Annotated in this window: 13 protein-coding genes and 1 pseudogene; 8 read left to right on the forward strand and 6 right to left on the reverse strand. The window is 37.9% G+C overall.

The window, feature by feature from the left end; all coding sequences use genetic code 11:
* Positions 1 to 30: 30 nt before the first annotated feature.
* On the reverse strand, positions 31 to 1,233 hold the full coding sequence (locus ACFIJ9_RS04070; RefSeq protein WP_273788204.1) for a deoxyguanosinetriphosphate triphosphohydrolase: 1,203 nt from the start codon (positions 1,231 to 1,233) through the stop codon (positions 31 to 33).
* Positions 1,234 to 1,341: 108 nt separating this feature from the next.
* Here ACFIJ9_RS04070 and ACFIJ9_RS04075 point away from each other — a divergent pair, with 108 nt between their 5' ends.
* The 5 genes from ACFIJ9_RS04075 (at position 1,342) to glmS (ending at position 6,883) form a co-directional block, all read left to right on the forward strand.
* On the forward strand, positions 1,342 to 1,665 hold the full coding sequence (locus ACFIJ9_RS04075) for a HesB/IscA family protein (RefSeq protein WP_375635885.1): 324 nt from the start codon (positions 1,342 to 1,344) through the stop codon (positions 1,663 to 1,665).
* 39 nt (positions 1,666 to 1,704) lie between these two features.
* Positions 1,705 to 2,691, forward strand: a complete 987-nt coding sequence (locus ACFIJ9_RS04080) for a carboxypeptidase regulatory-like domain-containing protein (RefSeq protein WP_375635928.1) — start codon at positions 1,705 to 1,707, stop codon at positions 2,689 to 2,691.
* A 46-nt stretch (positions 2,692 to 2,737) separates the two neighbouring features.
* On the forward strand, positions 2,738 to 3,523 hold the full coding sequence (locus tag ACFIJ9_RS04085) for a cytochrome c biogenesis CcdA family protein (RefSeq protein WP_273788202.1): 786 nt from the start codon (positions 2,738 to 2,740) through the stop codon (positions 3,521 to 3,523).
* A 14-nt stretch (positions 3,524 to 3,537) separates the two neighbouring features.
* On the forward strand, positions 3,538 to 4,887 hold the full coding sequence (glmU, locus tag ACFIJ9_RS04090; RefSeq protein WP_375635886.1) for a bifunctional UDP-N-acetylglucosamine diphosphorylase/glucosamine-1-phosphate N-acetyltransferase GlmU: 1,350 nt from the start codon (positions 3,538 to 3,540) through the stop codon (positions 4,885 to 4,887).
* A 172-nt stretch (positions 4,888 to 5,059) separates the two neighbouring features.
* Positions 5,060 to 6,883, forward strand: a complete 1,824-nt coding sequence (gene glmS, locus ACFIJ9_RS04095; RefSeq protein ID WP_375635887.1) for a glutamine--fructose-6-phosphate transaminase (isomerizing) — start codon at positions 5,060 to 5,062, stop codon at positions 6,881 to 6,883.
* A gap of 393 nt (positions 6,884 to 7,276) precedes the next feature.
* Here the strand turns inward: glmS and recG are convergent, their stop codons facing one another.
* Positions 7,277 to 9,385 carry an ATP-dependent DNA helicase RecG gene (gene recG, locus ACFIJ9_RS04100; RefSeq protein WP_375635888.1) on the reverse strand — a complete coding sequence of 703 codons (2,109 nt, stop codon included), beginning with the start codon at positions 9,383 to 9,385 and terminating at the stop codon, positions 7,277 to 7,279.
* A 401-nt stretch (positions 9,386 to 9,786) separates the two neighbouring features.
* On the opposite strand from recG, the gene dnaE reads away from it, so the two are divergent.
* Positions 9,787 to 13,254 carry a DNA polymerase III subunit alpha gene (gene dnaE, locus ACFIJ9_RS04105; protein WP_375635929.1) on the forward strand — a complete coding sequence of 1,156 codons (3,468 nt, stop codon included), beginning with the start codon at positions 9,787 to 9,789 and terminating at the stop codon, positions 13,252 to 13,254.
* Positions 13,255 to 13,477: 223 nt separating this feature from the next.
* On the opposite strand, the gene ACFIJ9_RS04110 is transcribed toward dnaE, so the two are convergent.
* On the reverse strand, positions 13,478 to 14,725 hold the full coding sequence (locus tag ACFIJ9_RS04110; protein WP_375635889.1) for an FAD-binding protein: 1,248 nt from the start codon (positions 14,723 to 14,725) through the stop codon (positions 13,478 to 13,480).
* A gap of 52 nt (positions 14,726 to 14,777) precedes the next feature.
* Positions 14,778 to 15,026: a zinc-finger domain-containing protein gene (locus ACFIJ9_RS04115; protein ID WP_375635890.1), complete on the reverse strand. Its 249-nt coding sequence runs from the start codon at positions 15,024 to 15,026 to the stop codon at positions 14,778 to 14,780.
* A 325-nt stretch (positions 15,027 to 15,351) separates the two neighbouring features.
* Here ACFIJ9_RS04115 and ACFIJ9_RS04120 point away from each other — a divergent pair, with 325 nt between their 5' ends.
* On the forward strand, positions 15,352 to 17,532 hold the full coding sequence (locus ACFIJ9_RS04120; RefSeq protein WP_375635891.1) for an RNA degradosome polyphosphate kinase: 2,181 nt from the start codon (positions 15,352 to 15,354) through the stop codon (positions 17,530 to 17,532).
* 6 nt (positions 17,533 to 17,538) lie between these two features.
* The gene (gene ppx / locus ACFIJ9_RS04125; protein WP_375635892.1) at positions 17,539 to 19,056 is read left to right on the forward strand and encodes an exopolyphosphatase; all 1,518 of its coding nucleotides are present in this window, start codon (positions 17,539 to 17,541) and stop codon (positions 19,054 to 19,056) included.
* Between the two features lie 303 nt (positions 19,057 to 19,359).
* Here ppx and ACFIJ9_RS04130 read toward each other — a convergent pair whose 3' ends face one another.
* Positions 19,360 to 19,536 (reverse strand): helix-turn-helix transcriptional regulator, encoded by a 177-nt coding sequence (locus ACFIJ9_RS04130; RefSeq protein WP_375635893.1) that lies wholly within the window; start codon positions 19,534 to 19,536, stop codon positions 19,360 to 19,362.
* Positions 19,537 to 19,744: 208 nt separating this feature from the next.
* A pseudogene (locus ACFIJ9_RS04135) lies at positions 19,745 to 20,914 on the reverse strand (tyrosine-type recombinase/integrase).
* Positions 20,915 to 21,278: the final 364 nt, after the last annotated feature.

The following is a 21,278-nucleotide window of genomic DNA, read 5'->3' on the forward strand; positions in this document are numbered from 1 at the left end:
ATTTAGCTTCCATGATGATGCCAAAAGCCATTAGACGAAATTATCTGTATGGTCAAATAAACGGTGATATTCACGTAGAGCGTAGTGATCTGTCATGCCTGAAAGAAAGTCAGCAATCAAACGTGCTAACTCTTGATTTTTTAAGTGCACTGTTTTGCTCTGCCAACTTTCAGGCATTGTATTTGGATTTTCATAATAACAATTGAATAATTTTTGTACAATGCATTTTGCTGCATTGCGACGACTAAGAACTTGTTCATGGTAGTAAAGATTTTTAAATAAAAAGTTTTTTAGTTCTTTTTCATAAACGGTCATTGTTGGTGAAAAGGTAACAATAGTTTGTTTTGCTTGGTGAATATCGTTTATGCTTGTTGGTTTGATGCGTGCTAAATTTTCTTGTGATTGTTTGATAACATCTTCAACCATGGTTGTTATTTGTCTTCGTACAAGTGTGTAACCGCGACGCGCTTGGTCGAGGTGGGGATGCTCATCTGTTATATCTTTTAATATTGCTGCTGTTAGTGAAACATGTTCAAATTGATCGAGTGTTAAAAATTGCGAACGTAGACCATCATCAATATCATGCGCATTGTATGCGATATCATCTGCAATAGCAGCACATTGCGCTTCTAGTCCTGCAAAACAATCGAGTGCAAGGTCTTGCTCTGCATTGTATTGTAAAATATCGATAGGAACCTCCTTATTCTTCGCGTGAGGACCTAAAAGGGGACCATTATGCTTTACAAGTCCTTCGAGGGTTTCCCATGTAAGGTTAAGTCCATCAAAATTTGCATAGCGCTGTTCTAGTTTTGTGACAATGCGTAATGCTTGTGCATTATGATCAAAGCCGCCATAATGTACCATGGCTTCATTAAGTGCATCTTCTCCAGCATGGCCAAAGGGCGTGTGTCCAAAGTCGTGAACAAGGGCAATGGCTTCGGCAAGGTCTTCATCAAGGCACAGGGCACGGGCTAATGTTCTTGCAATTTGAGAGACCTCTATGGAATGGGTTAGGCGAGTACGATAATGATCGCTTTCATCAGCAATAAACACTTGCGTTTTATGTTTAAGACGTCGAAATGCATTAGAATGGATAATACGATCTCTATCTCGTTGAAAAGGTGAGCGTGTGGTGCTCATCGTTTCATGGAATAATCTACCACGGCTTGTTTGCGGATGAGCACTGTACACTGCTCGAGATTGGTAATTGAAGTTGATATTGCCTATATCCATTGCAAGCTGCCCATTATCATTTTAAAATTGAGAGTGGTTTATGACAAATAAACTTCTCTTTGAGTATGGGATACTCTTTCTTGATGGTTTAATGCAAGGATATATAAAATGAATGTGAAAATTTCAGATGTTGCTGCCCAAAAAATTGCACAGATACTTTTGCGTGAACCCGATAAAATAGCATTACGTATTTCTGTTGAAGGTGGTGGGTGTTCTGGTTTTTCTTATAAATATGACTTGGTTTCTGACATGTGTAAAGATGACCTCGTTCTCAAAAAAAATGGGGCAGTTGTGTTTATTGATTTACTATCACTTCCTTTCATGGAAGGAGCTGAGATTGATTTTGTTGATGATCTTATGGGGCAGTCTTTTCAAATCCACAATCCCAATGCTGTTTCATCATGTGGTTGTGGTGTAAGTTTTTCAATCTAAAATGATGGCTTTGTGATATTGTTTCTTGAAAAAAATATCATGTTGGTCAACAATGTGAAAATGGGTATTCTTATAAAAATAGTGCACCGATGTGTATGGTTGTGCGTGGTGCTTACTTTATTGATCTGGAGTCACTGTGCTTTTTCTGAAGAAGAAGGGCAAGATCAGCAGCAGGGACAATCAAGGAGTTTTATTGTAAAGTCTCAAGAGCAGGGAAAAGAAAATTTAGCATCTCAAACACAACTCATTTTGAATGCTCGATTAACAAATAGTCATCCGGGTATTGAAAAAGGGCTTGTCTGGCGGGTTTATGCCCCTATTTTAGGGATTGATAATAAATTACCATTAGTGGCAATCCATAAGGGGGGAAGTGCACGTTTTGATCTCGAACCAGGAAGTTATCTTGTTCATGTCTCATTTGGTCATATGAGTGCTGTGCGCCATATTCGCCTAGAAAATGGACAGAGTCTTGTAAAAAACTTTAATCTTGAGGCTGGTGGTGTCATTTTAAATGCAACACTGCTTAATGGTGTAATGAATGAAAAGGAATTACGTTTTACCATTTATGAGGATGAAAAAGAAAATGATGATACGGGGGTGATTTTATCAAATGTTAAACCCCAATCAGTTGTACGTTTAAAAGCTGGACGCTACCATGTTGCTTCCCATTATGGTTCTATTAATGCGACGGCTCGTTCCGATATTCAAGTGGATGCTGGTAAAATGACAGAAGTTACCCTTGAACATCAGGCTGCTCAGATTGTCTTAAAGCTGGTACGACAAGAAGGAGGGGAAGCGCTTGCAGATACAAGTTGGTCTCTTGCCAATGATTCTGGTGATATCGTTTATGAAACAGTTGGTGCTTATGTTTCACTCGTGTTAGCGGAGGGAGAGTATATTGCAATTGCTAAAAATAAAGATAAAATCTATCAAAAAGTTTTTTCAGTCGTTTCTGGTCATGATGAAGATATAAGTGTGGTGGCGAATGAGCAAAATATGCAACGAATTGATGAAGATGTGGATTGATCGTTGTTCATGGGGGTAAACTATGATGAGAGACGGGGTATGAGTTTTGATTGAAATTTCAACAGTTGGTGTGTTTTTTGCTGGGGCACTCTCTTTTTTGTCGCCCTGTGTTTTGCCATTAGTTCCTCCTTATTTGTGCTATATGGCAGGTGTTGGTATTGATGATTTTCGTTCAGAAAATCGTGATGAGAAAGTCTTTATACGGTGGGCTTTATTGTCTTCTGTTATTGCTTTTGTTCTCGGGTTTACGACTGTTTTTGTTGCTTTAGGTGCCAGTGCTAGCACAATTGGGAAATTCATTGGTTATTATCGTGATTGGTTCGCCCTTGCTGCTGGAATTGTCATTATTATTTTTGGTTTAAATTTTTTGGGGATTTTCAAGATCGCTTTTTTATTTCGTGAAGCGCGTTTTCAGACCAAAAAAACACCTGCTGGTCCTTTAGGCGCGTATATTATTGGGTTAGCTTTCGCTTTTGGTTGGACACCGTGTATTGGCCCCATTTTAGGCCCTATTATAACGCTTGCTGGAACAAAAGAAACTGTGGGAGAGGGAGCTGTTCTATTAGCGGTTTATGCATTAGGTCTTGCTATTCCTTTTATGTTGGCAGCTTTATTTTCGAGCAGTTTTATGCGATTTTTAGGAGCTTTTCGTATTCATTTAGGAAAAGTTGAAAAAATTATTGGTGTTTTTCTTATTCTTACAGGGATTTTGTTTTTAACAGGCTCTATGCAGGATCTTTCATTTTGGCTTTTAGAACATTATCCTTCGTTGAGTTATATTGAAGATATTCGTTGGCACGATATTATGAATTTTTTTGGATTTTCTCGTTAGTCTTATGTGTTTTTATGGTTAGAAGTTGTCTTTCTATTGTTCTTGCTGCAGGTGAAGGGACACGCATGAAATCGTCTCTGCCTAAGGTACTTCATAAAATTGCTGGATTGCCTCTTATATGCCATGTTCTAAAACAAATAGAATTGGCAGGCTCTTCACAATTAGCAGTCGTTGTGGGATTTGGTGCTAAGGAGGTTACGCACGTTGTTCAGTCATTTGTAAAAGATGCGATGATTTTTGAACAAAAAGCGCGTTTAGGAACAGCTCATGCTGTTTTATCTGCTCGTTTAGCTTTGCAAAAGGAAGTGGATGATATTCTCATTGTTTTGGGGGATACGCCTCTCATTCAGCAAGATTCATTGCACCAAATGCGTGCACAGCTTGCTGATGGAGCAGATGTTGTTTTTGCAGGTTTTCATACCCAAAATCCAACAGGTTATGGGCGTCTTCTCGAGAAAAATGGTCAATTGATCGCAATTGTAGAAGAAAAAGACGCTAGCGATGAAGAAAAAAAGATTTCTTTTTGTAACGGTGGAATACTCGCTATGCGTGGAAAACATGCACTTTCTCTTTTAGAGAAGGTTGGTAATAACAATGTGAAAAAAGAATATTATTTAACAGATATTGCTGCTCTTGCAACACGCGAAGGATTAGATGTGCGTGTTGTTGAAGTTCCTTTTGAAGATATTGTAGGAATTAATAACAGTCTTGAGCTTTCTGAGGCTGATTCTTTGTGGCAAAAACGTAAAGCGCGCGATTTAATGTTATCGGGTGTTACACTCTTAAAACCAGAGACACTCTATTTTTCTTATGATACAGAAATTGAACCAGGGGTGGTGATAGAACCAAATGTTTATTTTGGATTAAGCGTGAAAGTACAATCTGGTGCTGTTATTCATGCATTTAGTTATCTCGAGGGTGCTGTGGTTGGTAAGGATGCACAGATTGGTCCCTATGCACGTTTGCGTCCTGGAACAGAGTTGGCGAAGTCCGTAAAGATTGGAAATTTTTGTGAAGTCAAACAAGCTAAGGTAGGAGAATCTTCTAAAATCAATCATTTAAGTTATATTGGTGATGCCGAAATTGGTGCACATACCAATATTGGAGCCGGTACGATTACTTGCAATTATGATGGATTTAACAAATATAAAACCATGATTGGTGATTATGCTTTTGTTGGGTCTAATACGGCACTTGTTTCCCCATTAGTAATAGGGGATGGCTCTTATGTTGCTTCAGGAAGTGTTATTACTGAAAATATTCCTATGAACAGTATGGCTTTTGGGCGTGCACGACAGGTTATAAAAGAGGGCTATGCGACAAAATTTCGAGAGCGCTTGTTAGAAAACAAACAGAAAAAATGATTATTTTCAGTCTATTCCTTTGTTTCGTGTGAATCTAACGATGGATAGGATGTTTATTCTTAAAGATTGCCGTACTCCATGTTTGAATTATTTTATTATTTATAGTTTTAAATAAAGGCTGTTGGATTGTTTTATAAGATTTAAATCTTAAGATGTGGGTTGGAGCTTTTTAATGTGTGGAATTATTGGAATTATTGGAAAGAGGTGTGTTACGTCCTCTTTGGTTGAGGGGTTAAAACGTCTTGAATATAGAGGGTATGATTCATCTGGGGTGGCAACAGTCCATAATGGGCATCTTTATCGTGTACGTGCTGAGGGGAAGCTTGTTTATTTAGAAGAAAAATTAAAAAAAACACCTCTTGAGGGAAGTTTAGGGATTGGTCATACCCGTTGGGCTACGCATGGAATTGCTGTTGAACGCAATGCGCATCCCCATGTGACTGAAAAGCTTGCGATTGTTCATAATGGTATTATTGAAAATTTTGTAGAATTGCAAAAGGAACTCATAGAAGATGGTTATATCTTTGAAACAGAGACGGATACGGAAGTTATTGCACATTTAATAACGCGTGCATTAAAAGAAGGTCTTTCTCCGCAAGAAGCTGTACGTACCAGTTGGAAAAGGCTGCAGGGGGCTTTTGCTATTGTTCTTATTTTCGAAGGTGAAGATAACCTTATGATTGCGGCTCGTTCTGGTCCACCTCTGGCAATTGGTTATGGAAAAGATGAATTTTTTGTGGGGTCAGATGCGATTGCTTTGGCACCATTCGTTGATCATATTAGCTATATGGAAGATGGGGATTGGGCTGTTCTCACACGGGAAGGCGTCAAAATTTATGATGTATATAATCAACCGGTAAAACGTCCTGTGACAACATTACTTGAAGAGGCTTTATTGATTTCTAAGGGTAATCATCGTCATTTTATGCACAAGGAAATGTTTGAACAACCTGAAGTGATTTCTCATAATTTGGCGCATTATCTTGATCTTGGAAATTATGCCGTTCGATCATTTGAGAATTTGATTGATTGGAAAAATATTCATCGTCTCCTTTTTGCGAGTTGTGGAACGGCTTATTATTCAACCTTAGTTGCGCGCTATTGGTTTGAGAAATTTGCCGCTTTAAGTGTTGATAATGATGTTGCTTCGGAGTTTCGTTATCGTGAACCTCCTATAACGTCTGATGTGTTGTCGCTGTTTGTTTCTCAATCTGGTGAGACAGCTGATACATTGGCTTCTTTGCGTTATTGTCGTGAGCGGGGTGTAAAAACAGCAACAATTGTGAATGTAGAGCAATCAACAATGGCAAGGGAGGCTGATTTTATTCTCCCAACACTTGCCGGACCGGAAATTGGTGTTGCGTCAACAAAAGCTTTTACCTGTCAATTGGCAACGCTTGCTTCACTAGCACTTAGTGCTGCTAAACAACGTGGCTATCTCTCGGTTCAAATGGAACAGCAATTGGTTCAACAATTGGCAGAAGTTCCACGTATTTTAAATGAGGTCTTAAAATTAGAGAGCAAAATTGAATGTATTTGTCGTGATTTAGTGAATGCAAAAAGTGTTCTTTATCTGGGACGTGGGACTTCTTATCCGATTGCTTTGGAGGGAGCCCTTAAATTGAAAGAGCTTTCTTATATTCATGCTGAAGGTTATGCGGCGGGTGAGTTGAAGCATGGACCAATTGCTTTGGTGGATGAGACAATACCTGTTATTGTTGTTGCACCTTATGATCGGTGGTTTGAAAAAACTTTTTCTAATATGCAAGAAGTGGTAGCACGTAATGGTCGTATTATTTTAATAACCGATAAAAAAGGAGCAGAAGTAGCTTGTCTTAAGACTTTATCAACGATCACTTTGCCAGAAGTTCCAGAATTTATTTCTCCTATTATTTATGCACTCCCTGTTCAGTTAATCGCTTATCATACGGCTGTTTTATTAGGAACAGATGTCGATCAACCCCGTAATTTAGCAAAATCAGTCACGGTTGAATAAAAGTATATTTCTGAATCTTTGGGAGAATAATCAAGTGTAAGAAATTGATTTATAATGATAGCTTATTTTTTTCACTTTTCTCTGTTGAACGAGAATATCGGAGACGGGATTTTTCTTTCTAAATTCTTTACGATAAAATAAAAAATATTTTCTGACCTGTCAAAAAATAGATCAGCTATGTGAATATAATGATAGAAAAAGGCGCAATATTTCTTCTACTGTTTTAATGCAAGAATAATTTAGATTGAAAGAAAAGATGCTGTTGTTGGTTTGTCACTCTTTCATGAAGCATAAAGATGGTAAGGGATTGTATAGATCATTTATGGTTTATTCTAAGAGAGAAAATCGTATTTGAACAGAGAGGTATTTTAATTTTTTATTAGAGGGGCTTTGTTATCCTGCTCGCAAGAGGCGTGTAGCATCATCGTGTCCGAAAAGATAAAGCAGCAACTGTAAAGCTTGTCCTTGCTGAGAAGAAAGATGAGGATCGCGTTGTAAAAATAAACGAGCATCTTTTCTTGCCATTGACAAAAGATCGCTATGAACTGCAAGGTTTGCTATATGAAATTCAGGGACTCCGGATTGTTTGGTACCTAAAAGCTCTCCTTCGCCTCGCAGGCGCCAATCTTCTTCAGCGATTTCAAAACCATCTTCTGTATTGCGGATAATATTAAGGCGTGTTGCTGCTGTTTTAGTCAGAGGATCTTTATAGAGCAAAATGCAGGAAGATTTTTTATTGCCTCGTCCTACACGTCCACGTAATTGGTGCAATTGTGAAAGGCCAAAATGTTCCGCGTGTTCGATGATAATGATCGAAGCATCTGGAATATCTACTCCCACTTCAATGACGGTGGTTGCAACTAAAATACGTGTATTTCCACATTTAAAAGATGCCATAGCGGCTTCTTTTTCTGCTGTAGACATTTTTCCATGGATCATACCAACGTGTGCACCAAAGCGTTCATGGAGAAATGCAAAGCGGTTTTCAATTGAAGTGAGATCAAGAGCTGTCGATTCCTCCACTAAAGGACAAATCCAATAGAGCTTTTCTCCTTTTTCTAATGCAATTGCGATTCGCTCTATAAGCTCATGAAGACGTTTCAAAGAAAGCATTGCTGTTGTAATGGGTTGTCGTCCCATTGGTTTTTCTGTAATTTTAGATACATCCATATCACCAAAAGCTGTTAAGACAAGTGTGCGCGGAATGGGCGTGGCGGTCATAACCAGCATATCAGGTTTATTGCCTTTTTCTGTAAGAGCGATACGTTGATGGACACCAAAACGGTGTTGTTCATCGATAATGGTTAAGGCAAGATTGTTATAAGTAATGCTGTTTTGTATGAGAGCATGGGTTCCGATGATAATAGAAACTTGACCTAATTGAATATCATTCAAGATATTTGTCCGCAATTTCCCTTTTTCTCGTCCTGTTAAAAGAGTTGTTTGTAATCCGACTTTTTCGGCAAGAGGAGCAATGGTGGAAAAATGTTGCCTGGCAAGCACTTCGGTTGGTGCCATTAAAGCTGATTGTCCTGAATTTTCAGCAATTTGTGCCATTGCCATCAATGCAACAACAGTTTTTCCTGCGCCTACATCACCTTGAAGCAGTCTTAGCATCGGTTCTGGCGAAGCAAGATCCTTCGCGATATCTTCTACTGCTTTTTTTTGTCCGGTTGTGAGTTGAAAGGGGAGGACATTAAGCAATTTTTTAGTATAAATTCCTGTTGATGGTCGAGAAGTGCCAACAAGAGATTTGGTTTTCAAACGCACGAGTCCTAGCGCCAATTGACAAGCGAGCAATTCATCATAGGCAAGACGTTTGCGTGCTGTACTTTCTAAGGATAGATCGTTGGTATTAATGGGCGCATGGATACGGCGTAAAGCAACAGAAAAAGAAGAAAAATTTTGCTGTTTTTTCACATTTTCATCTATCCATTCTGGGAGGAGAGGAATAAAATCAAGAGCGTTTTGTATGGCGCGTCTTAGTGTCTTTGCAGTTAGTCCTGCAGTAGAGGGATAGACAGGTTCGATGAGAGGAATCTGATTTGATTGTTCGCTTGGAGCAATATAGTCGGGATGCGCCATTGAAAATTGTCCATTAAACCATTCAACTTTTCCTGATACAGTGACTTTTTTTCCTTCAGGGAGTTGTTTTTTTAGCCAAAGAGGCTGAGCGTGAAAAAAGACTAAATTTATTTTTCCTGTTTGATCATGGGCAATAACACGATAGGGGATTTTGTTGTGACCACGGGGCGGTGGTTGATGTTGATCGATGATAATTTCGAGTGTAACAGTGTCTCCTTCTGTTACACAAGCAATGTTGGGACGCATTCTGCGGTCTATGACGGAATGAGGCATTAATTGAAGAAGATCAATAAGAGTTGCTTCGCGTTGTGTAGGATTAACATTTAAGAGTTTGCTCAGTAAACCATAGACTTTAGGTGTAATACCAGAAAGAGTTCGAATAGAATTAAAAAGAGGGGTAAGAAGACTTGGAGGCATGAGCAAATTTAACCTGCTCTTTTTGTTTTTTCTAGACCTTTAGAAGAGCTTTTTGGGGATAAAGTTATAAAGAGGAGGTCGCTTTACTTACACATTGAATTTTAGGAAGAAAATTAATATTTAAAGATAAATACAATAAAAGGGAGCTAAAATTAAAGTGCTTAGATGAGCTATATTATTTTTCTTTTTATTTTAGCTGTTTATTTGCTGTGAATAGAAGCATTTTCTTGATATAATTCTCTTATAAATATTAATAAAATTGGGATATTGCTCCTATGTAGGATGATGAATTTATAGCTTTAAAGTTATGATAAACAGAAGTTTTTTTCTTTTATAAGGGGTGCTGTTTGGCATTTATTTTGTAGTGGGAAATTGTGAGAGTGGTAAAAAATAAAAATAAAATGCAAGAGAACAAAAATTCTCTTCCTCGCTTTATTCATTTGAGAGTGCATTCAGCTTATTCCTTGCTCGAAGGGGCTTTAAAAATCCCCCAAATTATTCAACAGACGATTTCAGATCATGCACCAGCGGTTGCTATTACCGATACCAATAATTTATTTGGTGCTTTGGAATTTTCACAGCACTGTCTTTCTCATGGGGTACAACCTATTATTGGTTGTCAGCTTACTGTTGATTTTTGTGATGAAAATGATCATTCACGTTTGGCTAAATGGCGTAATCCTTCTGATTTTTGCTCTATTGTTCTGTTGGCTGCTAGTGAAACCGGTTATGCTCATTTGGTTCGTCTTGTGAGCCGTGCTTATCTTGATAAATGTGATACTGATCCTCCTTATATTAAAGCTCATTGGTTGTCGGCACACAGTGAAGGAATAATTGTTTTAACGGGAGGCAAGGGAGGGCCTATTAATCTTTCTTTAGCAGAAGAGAAAAAAGAACATGCTGTTGAACGCTTAATTTATTTGAAAAAATCTTTTGCTGATCGTCTTTATGTGGAATTACAACGGCATGGCTCTTATGATCGGAGAGTAGAAGCTGATCTTATTGAATTGGCTTATGCGCATGAAATTCCTCTTGTTGCAACAAATGAAGCCTTTTTTCTGAAGAGAGAAGGGTATGAAGCGCATGATGCGCTGATGGCTGTTTCAGAAGGACAAATAGTCTCTAATCCAGATCGTAAACGTGTGACGCCAGATCATTATTTGAAGTCACAAGATGAAATGGTTACACTGTTTTCTGATCTTCCAGAAGCTTTAGAAAATAGTGTTGAAATTGCATTGCGTTGTCATATTGCCACGCCTCTTCGAAAACCGATATTGCCTCGTTTTATAGAACAATCTGCTAATTCAGAAAATACTTTAGAAGTAGAAGATAGTGAGTTGTTAAATCAGGCTAAAGCTGGTTTGAAGATGCGGCTTGAAACAATTGGATTAGCTGAAGGGTATACGATTGCAGATTATGAGCAGCGGCTTGATTATGAAATTTCAGTTATTACGCGTATGCAATTTTCTGGATATTTTCTTATCGTTTCAGATTTCATAAAATGGGCAAAGGTTCATGATATTCCCGTTGGACCAGGGCGGGGTTCTGGTGCTGGTTCACTTGTTGCTTATGCATTGACGATTACTGATGTTGATCCATTGCGGTTTTCTCTTCTCTTTGAACGTTTTCTCAATCCAGATCGTGTTTCGATGCCAGATTTTGATATCGACTTTTGTCAAGAGCGGCGCGAAGAAGTTATTCAATATGTTCAAAAAAAATATGGACGTGATCAAGTTGCTCAAATTATTACCTTTGGTAAGTTACAGGCACGTGCAGTTTTGCGTGATGTGGGGCGTGTTTTAGAAGTTCCTTATCGTCAGGTGGATTATCTTACAAAATTAATTCCTGCCACACCAGGAAGTCAGGTAGAATTGGCTGATGCTATTAAGGATGAACCTAAATTTGAAGAGGAAAAGAAAAAAGATCCCGTTGTTGGACGCGCATTAGATATCGCACTCCAGTTGGAGGGACTTTATCGTCATGCTTCGACTCATGCTGCTGGGATTGTTATCGGAGATCGTCCGCTTTGGGAGCTTGTCCCGATGTATCGTGATCCTCGTTCTGATATGCCTGTTACACAATTTAACATGAAATATGTTGAACAGGCAGGGCTGGTAAAATTTGATTTTCTTGGATTAAAAACGCTTACTGTTTTGAAAATGGCAGTCGATTTTGTTGCCAGAAAGGGGATTAAAATAGATTTATCAAATATCCCTCTGAATGATGAAGCAACCTACGCTATGATGGCACGTGGTGAAACGGTTGGCGTGTTTCAGGTGGAAAGTTCTGGTATGCGCAAGGCGTTGATTGGAATGAAGCCAGACCGTATTGAAGATATTATTGCGCTGGTCGCACTTTATCGTCCAGGTCCAATGGAGAATATTCCAACCTATAATGCACGCAAACATGGGGAAGAGGAAATTGCTTCTATTCATCCTAAAATAGATCATCTGATCAAAGAAACACAAGGTGTTATTGTCTATCAAGAACAGGTGATGCAGATTGCTCAGGTGCTTGCTGGCTATTCGCTTGGAGAAGCCGATTTATTACGTCGTGCTATGGGGAAAAAAATTCATGCTGAAATGCAAAAACAGCGTACGCGTTTTGTCAATGGAGCTGTTGCAGGTGGTGTTGATAAAGATCAAGCTGATATTATCTTTGATCTTTTAGCAAAATTCGCTGATTATGGTTTTAATAAATCGCACGCTGCTGCTTATGCAATTGTTTCTTACCAAACAGCTTATATGAAAGCAAATTATCCCGTTGAGTTTTTAGCAGCTTCAATGACGTATGATATGACGAATACAGATAAACTTAATGATTTTCGGCGTGAAGCATTAAGGCTGGGTATTGAAGTTATTGCACCTTCTATACAAACATCTCATCGTGTTTTTGAGGTTGGTGATAACTGTATTTATTATTCTCTTGCTGCCATTAAAGGAGTGGGAGAAACTGTTGTGGATCATATTGTTACTTGTCGAGGGGATAAGATTTTTAAGGATCTGGAAGATTTTTGTGCGCGTGTTGATCCTCGTATTGTTAACAAGCGTGCGATGGAAAGTTTAGTTTGTGCTGGTGCTTTTGATTGTTTTAACATTGCACGTGAGGTTTTATTAGCCAATCTTGGAACCCTTCATGCGCGTGCACTTCGTATTCTCGATGACAATTCTAGCGGGCAGGTTGATATATTTGGAATGGCAGGCGGATTAAAAGAACCATTGATCTTATCGCAAACAACCCCTTGGTTGCTGGCTGAGAAACTTTATCGAGAATTTCAAGCTATAGGTTTTTACTTTTCTGCGCATCCATTGGAGGAGTATCAAGCTATTCTAGACAAAAAACGCATTCAGACTTGGGTTAATTTTGCCAATGCCGTTAAAGGAGGAGCAACGGCTGCACGGCTTGCTGGAACTGTTGTGGCAAAAAACGTGCGCAAAACAAAATCTGGTAAAAAAATGGGAATTATTCATTTTTCTGATACAAGTGGACAATATGAAGCTGTTCTCTTTTCTGAGGCACTCTCGGATTATGAAGAGATGCTAGAACCCGGGAAATCTTTTATTATTACGGTGAGCGCAGAAAATCGTTCTGAAGGAGTTAGTTTGCGAATTGAAACAATTCAGTCGTTGGAACAGGAATCATTAAAACAGCATAAAATGATGCGTCTTTTTATAAAAACAGTTGATATGCTTCCACAAATTGAACAAAATTTAAATCTTGGGGGGAATGGAGAGGTTGGGCTTATTTTAATACAAGAGGATGGATTGCGAGAAGTCGAAATTGCGCTTCCTAAGCGATATAAGGTAAATTCACATGTCGCAAATGCTATGAAATTAATTCAGGGTGTTGTTGATGTAGAATTGAGTTAACAGAAAGATTAAAGATGGGAGCTGATTTTGAGTGGTGTTTTTGCTTTTAGGAGAGCTAAAAATTGAGCTTTTAAAATCGGATTGTAGGTTTCGAAAAATATTGCTTTTATTTGAGTAAATTATGATGTTTTTTAGTGTCATAGTGTCATAGTGTCATAGTGTCATAGTGTCATAGTGTCAAAAAATCTCTTTCTTTCGTAATATTCAAAATACTGGAAGAATTTTATAAGTTTTTATCATTATTTTTTATGGAATTCATCGCATCATACATGTAAAGCCAATCGAGATCTGACATAATGCTCTCTGGTGTACGAATTTTCATCATGAGATTGCGTGCAATTGCTATAGGACCGGTTGCGTGATAGACCAATCTATTGAAATCTCCGCGTTTTTTTACTGCTACAATACGGGGGGTGCGTGTTGTTTCGTAAAGCGAAAGTGCTTTCGTTAATGAAAAATCTTTCAATGAAAGTGCTTCTGCTAATGTGGCAGCATCTTCGATTGCCATAGCGGCACCTTGCGCTGCAAAAGGTAAGGCTGCATGTGCACAATCGCCAACAAATACTTGTCTCTCTAAGCCGATAAAACGATTTTGTTTCATTTGAAAGAGTGGCCAATAGCTCCATTCATCGATATGATCAAAGATTTGTAAGATTTTTGAATTCCAACCTTTAAAAAGAGATTTGAGTTTTTCTTTATCTCCTTTATGAGCCCATCCTTCTTTTGAATTTTCTCCATGCGTAATGGCGACAAAATTAAAAATTTTTTCTGACGATTGAATGGGATAGACAACAAGATGATTTTTGGGTCCCATCCAAGCTGTAATTGTCTTCATATTTTGCAATGAAGAACGAAATTTTTGAGGAAGATTATCAAATGTTGTTGTTGCACGCCAAGCAATAAAGCCACTAAAATTTGCTCTTTCATGAAAGGGAGATTGTTGCCGTAATGTTGACCAAACTCCATCACATCCGATCTGAAGGGGCGTTGAATGAAGCTGTTCTGTTGTTGTATCTGTTTTTATTGTCTTTATTTTAATGTTGGTTGCAGATTGGGTAGAAGATACAATCGTTTCACCTGCTTTGTATTTGATCAAAGGATTTTCAATCACTGCATCATATAAAATTTGTTGTAAAGCTGCGCGGTGGATCGTCATATAAGGGGCTTTCCAATATTTTTCTGTTAGATTGATAAGATGAGCCCGTAGATGTATTTTTAAAGACAATCCATCTTTTAACTCAAGAAAATGTGGGATTGTAGCGACTTCAGTGAGTTTGTTAAGAAGTTCCCAGCGAGCAAGAATAGATGTTGCATTTGGTGTCAGCTGAATACCAGCGCCTATTGTTTCAAGTTGCTTACACTTTTCGATAATGGTGCTTGCAATTCCTTTATGAGCGAGTGCTAAAGCGGTGCTTAAACCAGCAATTCCTCCTCCAACAATGAAGGGCGATCGGTTCACAAATGATTCCATATTAAACAAGCAGAATTAAAAGAGTGGTTATTAAGAAAGCCCAAAAACGCGATTATAATAGCTTTTCTGGATGATATAAACATCCTGTTGGGTTTGTTTGATCGTATGATAGCGAGGGAACATAACGATAAAGGGTTGAGCAATAAGGGCAAATTTTCTCATCTGCTTCTCCCATGTCGATAAAGATATGGGGATGATCGAATGGTTGTGTAGCGCCTACACACATAAATTCTTTCACACCAATTTCGATTATTTTATATCCAAGGTCATTTTGGAAATGGGGAATATTGTGATCAGCCATGGCGTACAAACTCCAGAATAAATTGTCTCATCAGCTATAATTAGGCTCTTCTATTTTATAGGCGTGAGTTTGTAATAAAGCTTATAATAATGCAAGCTGCTTTTTAAGACAAATTTCTCCTCCTTTATGCTATATTAGAATAATTGTCGTGTTTTTAGCGCTTTGCGCATAGAAATAGTTTCAAGTATTTTTAAATATTAAATGAAAACACGATGAGAAAAGTTAGGCATTGATATATTACTATGATGATAACATATTATAAAATGTTATATGAGATATTTCATCAAGGATTTTAGAAAATATAAAAGAAAATTATTTAGGATATATGGAACAGAGGGTGGTAGATAAAATTTCTATATCGAATATAACAATGAAAAATCCGGTACGGTTTATTAATCGAGAGTTTTCATGGCTACAATTTAATAATCGTGTTTTGATGGAAGCGGCTAATTCGAAACATCCTTTATTAGAACGCCTACAATTTCTTTCTATTTCAGCTGCAAATCTTGATGAGTTTTTTATGGTTCGTGTTGCTGGGCTAGCAACTCAAATTCGTGCTCGCGTTACAGCGTGCAGTGCAGATGGGCACACTCCACAGGAACAACTTGATATTGTATTAGCTGAGATTTCAAAGCTGCAGGCTCACCAACTACGAGAATTGAATGTTTTACGTGATGAATTAAAAAAGAATAATATTGAAATTATTTGTTCTGATGATCTTTCAGAAATTGAAAAATCATGGCTTGAAAAGTATTTTCTTGAGACAATTTTTCCTGTTTTAAAACCTTTGCCTGTTGATTCTACCCATTCTTTTCCATTTATTCCTAATTTAGGGCTTTCTATTGCGCTTCAATTGTCTGGAGAAACTGATCATAACTCACACACAGTGCTGTTGTCTATTTCAATGCTTTTGAGGCGTTTTATTCTTCTTCCTCAAGAGGGCAATCATTTTCGTTTTATTGCAGCTGAAGATGTTATTTGCTTTTTTATTAAACATGTATTTCCTAATTATGAGGTTAAAGGAATTGGTACATTTAGAGTAATCCGAGATAGTGATATTGAAGTCGAAGAAGAAGCTGAGGATCTTGTTCATTTTTTTGAAACTGCTCTCAAAAGGCGGCGCCGTGGGCAGGTTATTCGAGTTGAATTTGACGCAAAAATGCCAGAGAGTTTACGCCAGTTTATAGCGAATAGTCTTGCTGTTCCTGATAATTGTATTAATGTTCTTGATGGATTTTTAGCGCTTAATATGGTATCAGAAATTGTTTCTATCCCCCGTAATGATCTCAAATTTATTCCTTATATTCCCCGTATTCCAGAATGTATTCGTGAACATAAAGGGGATTGTTTTGCGGCTATTCGTGAAAATGACATTGTGATTCATCACCCTTATGAGACATTTGATGTTGTTGTCCAATTTTTACGTCAAGCTGCTTGCGATCCTGATGTTGTGGAAATCAAACAAACACTTTATCGTACATCAAACGATAGTCCAATTGTTGGAGCTTTGATTGAAGCAGCTGAACAGGGAAAGTCTGTGACTGCTTTGGTAGAACTTAAAGCACGTTTTGATGAGGAAGCAAATATTCGTTGGGCACGGGATCTTGAATGTGCTGGGGTTCAAGTTATTTTTGGTTTTATTGCATTAAAAACTCATGCCAAGATGTCATTGGTTGTGAGACGTGAGGGAAAACGTCTTTGCTCTTATGTTCATCTTGGAACAGGGAATTATCATCCCATTAACGCTAAAACTTATACGGATCTTTCTTTTTTTTCCAAGGATGATGATATCGCTCATGATGTTGCGTTATTGTTCAATTATATTGCGCAATATGAGCGTCCGAATGAAACAATGAAGATTGCTTTTTCACCCTTAACATTGCGTGGTCGTATCTTAGAGCATATTGAGGGAGAAATTGCTCATGCACAACAGGGAAGGTTTGCTGCTATTTGGATGAAAGTTAATGCATTGGTTGATCCTGAAATTATTGATGCTTTATATCGTGCCAGTCAAGCAGGGGTGCAAATTGATTTGGTTGTGCGGGGGATATGTTGTTTACGTCCTCGTATTCTAGGAATTTCAGATAATATTCGTGTAAAATCAATTGTCGGGCGTTTTCTTGAACATAGTCGCATTTTTTGTTTTGGGAATGGTCAAGATTTGCCTAATGAAAATGCACTTGTTTACTTAGGTTCTGCTGATATGATGCCTCGTAATCTAGACTATCGTATTGAAATATTGGTTCCAGTTTTTAATAAAATAGTGCGTCAAAAAATTCTTTTACAAATTATGTTGGCTAATATCATTGATAATCAACAAAGCTTTGATATACTTAAGGATGGAACATCAAAACGTATCACACCGCAGATAGGTGAAAGTCTGTTTAATGCGCAGGAGTATTTTATGGCTAATACAAGTTTTGCGGGGAGAAAAGAGTCCTTTGAATCTTCTGTTTCGCGCTTGATTGCGTTGCGTCGGCAACAAGCCGAAATACATAAAGATTAAAATCCAATGACATATATAGATGCTCAAGGTCGGTTAAAAGGGCGTAAGCCTGTTGCTGTTGTTGACATTGGCTCAAATTCTGTTCGGTTGGTTATTTATGAGGGGCTTGTTCGCTCACCAACGGTTTTGTTTAATGAAAAGATTCTTTGTGGTCTCGGTCATGGTGTGGCAAAAACAGGATTTTTAGAAGAAAAATCGATGAAAATGGCGTTGCAAACACTGAAACGGTTTCGTACGCTTTGTCGACAGATTGGGGCAGATGAGGTCTATACTTTAGCAACAGCAGCAGCACGAGATGCAAAGAATGGCGTAGCATTTATTCAGCATGCTGAAGATATTTTGCAAAGTAAAATATATCTTCTTTCAGGAAGTGAAGAAGCTATGTATTCAGCATATGGAGTTGTGTCTACTTTTTATCAACCAAAAGGTATTTCTGGGGATCTTGGTGGTGGAAGTCTTGAGCTGATTGATATTAATCATTCTGATGTTGGTGAAGGGATAACTCTCCCATTGGGTGGTTTAAGGCTACAGTATATGTCAAATAATGATAGTGCTGTAGCTACAAAAATTGTACATGAGCAACTTTATAAATCGTCTGTTATTCGGACTCGTAAAGGTATAGCACGTTATTTTTATGCAGTAGGGGGGACATGGCGTAATTTGGCAAAACTCCATATGGCAATGAAACACTATCGGCTCCCTGTTATGCATGGCTATGAAGTTGATGCCGTTGAAATGGAGAACTTTTTACGTCTTGTAGCACGTGGCAATATTGATAATATGAGAGGGATTGCAGCGGTTTCTCAGAATCGTCGGAAACTTTTATCTTATGGGGCAATAGTTCTTATTGAACTCATTCAGTGTATGGAGTTTGAAAAGATAATTTTTTCTGGTGCTGGCGTTCGTGAAGGTTTTCTTTATTCACGATTGCCGCAGGCGCTTCGACTTTCAGATCCTCTCATTGCAGCATGCACAGAAATGGCTATTTTACGGGCACGTTCACCAAAACAAGCAGAAGAACTCATTGATTTTACGACGAATGCTTTTGAAGTTTTTGGAATTTCAGAAACTGAAAATGAATGCCGTTATCGTCAAGCCGCTTGTCTTCTTGCGGATATTGGTTGGCGTATACATCCAGATTATCGAGGCAATGAAGCAGCAAATCAAATAGCTTTAGGATCTTATCCAGGAATTTCTCATGAAGGGCGCCTTTATGCGGCGCTTGCTGTTTTTTTTCGCAATACAAGTTTACTGGTTGATAAAGAATCTCTCCCCATTTTTCAATTAGCAACTCAAAATATAATTGAAAAAGCACGTATTCTTGGCGAAACTATGCGGATTGCTCATCTTTTTAGTGCTTCTGTTGCAGGTATTTTACCTCATCTATTGTGGCGTAAAAAAGCAGATCATATTATTTTGCAGATCCCAAAGAATTACGCTGGGTTATTAGGAGAACGTCCTCTTGGACGATTAAAGAAGTTATCAAAAATAATAAAAAAACCTTTTGCTTTTGAAATTTTTTGATTTTTTTCTAATTTATTCGGGCTTTATGTCTTATAATAGTGCCATTGACAAGGGATAAATTAGGCAACCTATCATCATGAGCTGGACAACGGGGGGGCTTTTTGTTCCATAACGCCCGTGTCATCCCCCACGTAAGGCATTTGTAATGCCCTGAGCATTCATAAAAGAAAATATAATTTTTTTATCCAGTTACTTGCATCACAGAATGGATTTTGCATGTCATAAGCTTCGTGTGAAAATGAAAAGCCTTGTCCATCCTTACGTGACAAGGTTTTCTTTTTATGCTGTGTCATTTTGACGTTGCTATTTAGCTTGCTCGATGACATTCAAAAGATTCGATTGTAATAAACGCGATAAAAAACTAAATTTGAAAGGTTTTGGTAAAGATCCATTGGTAATATGACGCCGGAATGTTGAAACACTCATATGAAACAGTTTTGCACTTTCACGGCCCGCTAAAAGAATATCATTTTCTGTCATTATAAAATTCTTTCACTATAAAAAATAGAAACAAATCATAAGCATTTATTAACCATATTTTCGAATCCTTTGAAAGGTATTTAATTTATAAAAAACAATATTTTATTATATAATTTCTGATGTGATTATTTATGCTTCTTATTGAGACGATATGAGAGAAAAGGGAGAGAAAGTCATCCACAAATAATGGGGTTATGTATCCCATATCTTAGCTTTGATCTGTAACATAAGCCGTCCATTTATCCATATAGACACGGCGCTGTTCTAGATAGTCTGTTCGACGATAGGGCACCGCTCTACTTGTCTTCCGACTGTATGACCTAGGATGGTTTCTGCGATTTTATAAGGGGGAGCGGTTGTTTCAGTAAGCCAATCGCGTAAACTAGAACGAAACCCATAGGGGCAGACATCAAGTTTATTTTTTCTCATATACTTTGACATACAATTCTGAGCAAGGGGACTACGACTGGTTGCAGAAAAAAAGAAAACATTGCGAGAAAGCAAGCGCGCTTGTTTTAAAATTTCTGATGTCTTTGTTGATAAGGGCACGCGAAATTCTGTTGTAGCGTCATGCAAACCGTTCATATTTTCAGCAGGGATAGTCCATATACCCCCATCCACTTGATTTTATGAATATGACACAAAGGAAAAGTGCGAATCCCTGTAAGGATGAGTAGACGCAAAGCCAATAGTGTTAGGGTTGTTGTTTGGCAAAGTGTTTTTTATAAAAAGATGGTACATCTCTTCAATCCATTGCTGGTAAATTTTGTGTTTTATGGCGTTGTTTTCTTAAGAGAGAGTGTGCTTTTTCTGTTATTTGTAAATCAACATTCAAATCTAAGGCGCAGTATGTTTGAGATAAAGATTAAGACGGTTCAAGTGCTTTCTTTGCTGTTCCATCTTTTGTATACCAAATTGGGGCAAGGGTATTGCGTATCTCTGTTTGTATACTCTCTGAAACAGGCAGACAGCCTAATTTGGGGAGAATATGAAGGCGTAAAGATAAGACCAATCCCCAGCTTTTCCATCATTTTTGAATTTAGCTTTACGGCTTTCAAAGGCATCTAGAGCAATGTATTTGAAGTAACGGAGATTATGCATTGCCTCACGTTTTTGTTTGTTGCGTTCTTTAATAGGGTCACGACCTTCACGTAAAATAGAACGCCATTCGGTTGCACATTCACGAGCTTTTTTAAAGAGACATCTCTCAAGGCACCCAAGCCCATTTCACGGCGGCGTCCATGAATTGTATAACGATAAAGCCATTGAGCACCACTATCTTTACGTTTGTGAAGAAGCAAGCCGGCACCATCATTATATTTGCTAGCTCCCAATGTTGCGACAGTCCTTGGCACTTGAGACGATTCATAAGAGCCATTTTAGTCCTTTCTTGTACAGTTTTTACCCACACGCCAGCCCCGCTTATGACGTGCAAGAGAATGGTTTTGATTGTTAGATTGTAATCTCGGTAGTTTTTTTAATACGATATGGTGACGTGAGGCATTATATCTTTGTTTGTTCCTATTGCTAGGCTGCTATTTTTGTAACGAATGCGCTTTTATTATAAGAACTTTTTCTTTTTAAAACTTTTAAATGAGGAGCTGTCTGTGTTTTTAGATTTTTGTAATAAGATTGCTATTTGATTGACCTGATAAAGATTTAGCTGTCATTTTTAATAAGAGTTTACTATTTAAGTTTTTAACTTTGTCAGAAGTAGGCTTTAGTTATCCTATTTGCGTTGG

This window comes from Bartonella sp. MR90HLJMH (assembly GCF_042194115.1).
GTDB classification, from domain to species: domain Bacteria; phylum Pseudomonadota; class Alphaproteobacteria; order Rhizobiales; family Rhizobiaceae; genus Bartonella; species Bartonella grahamii.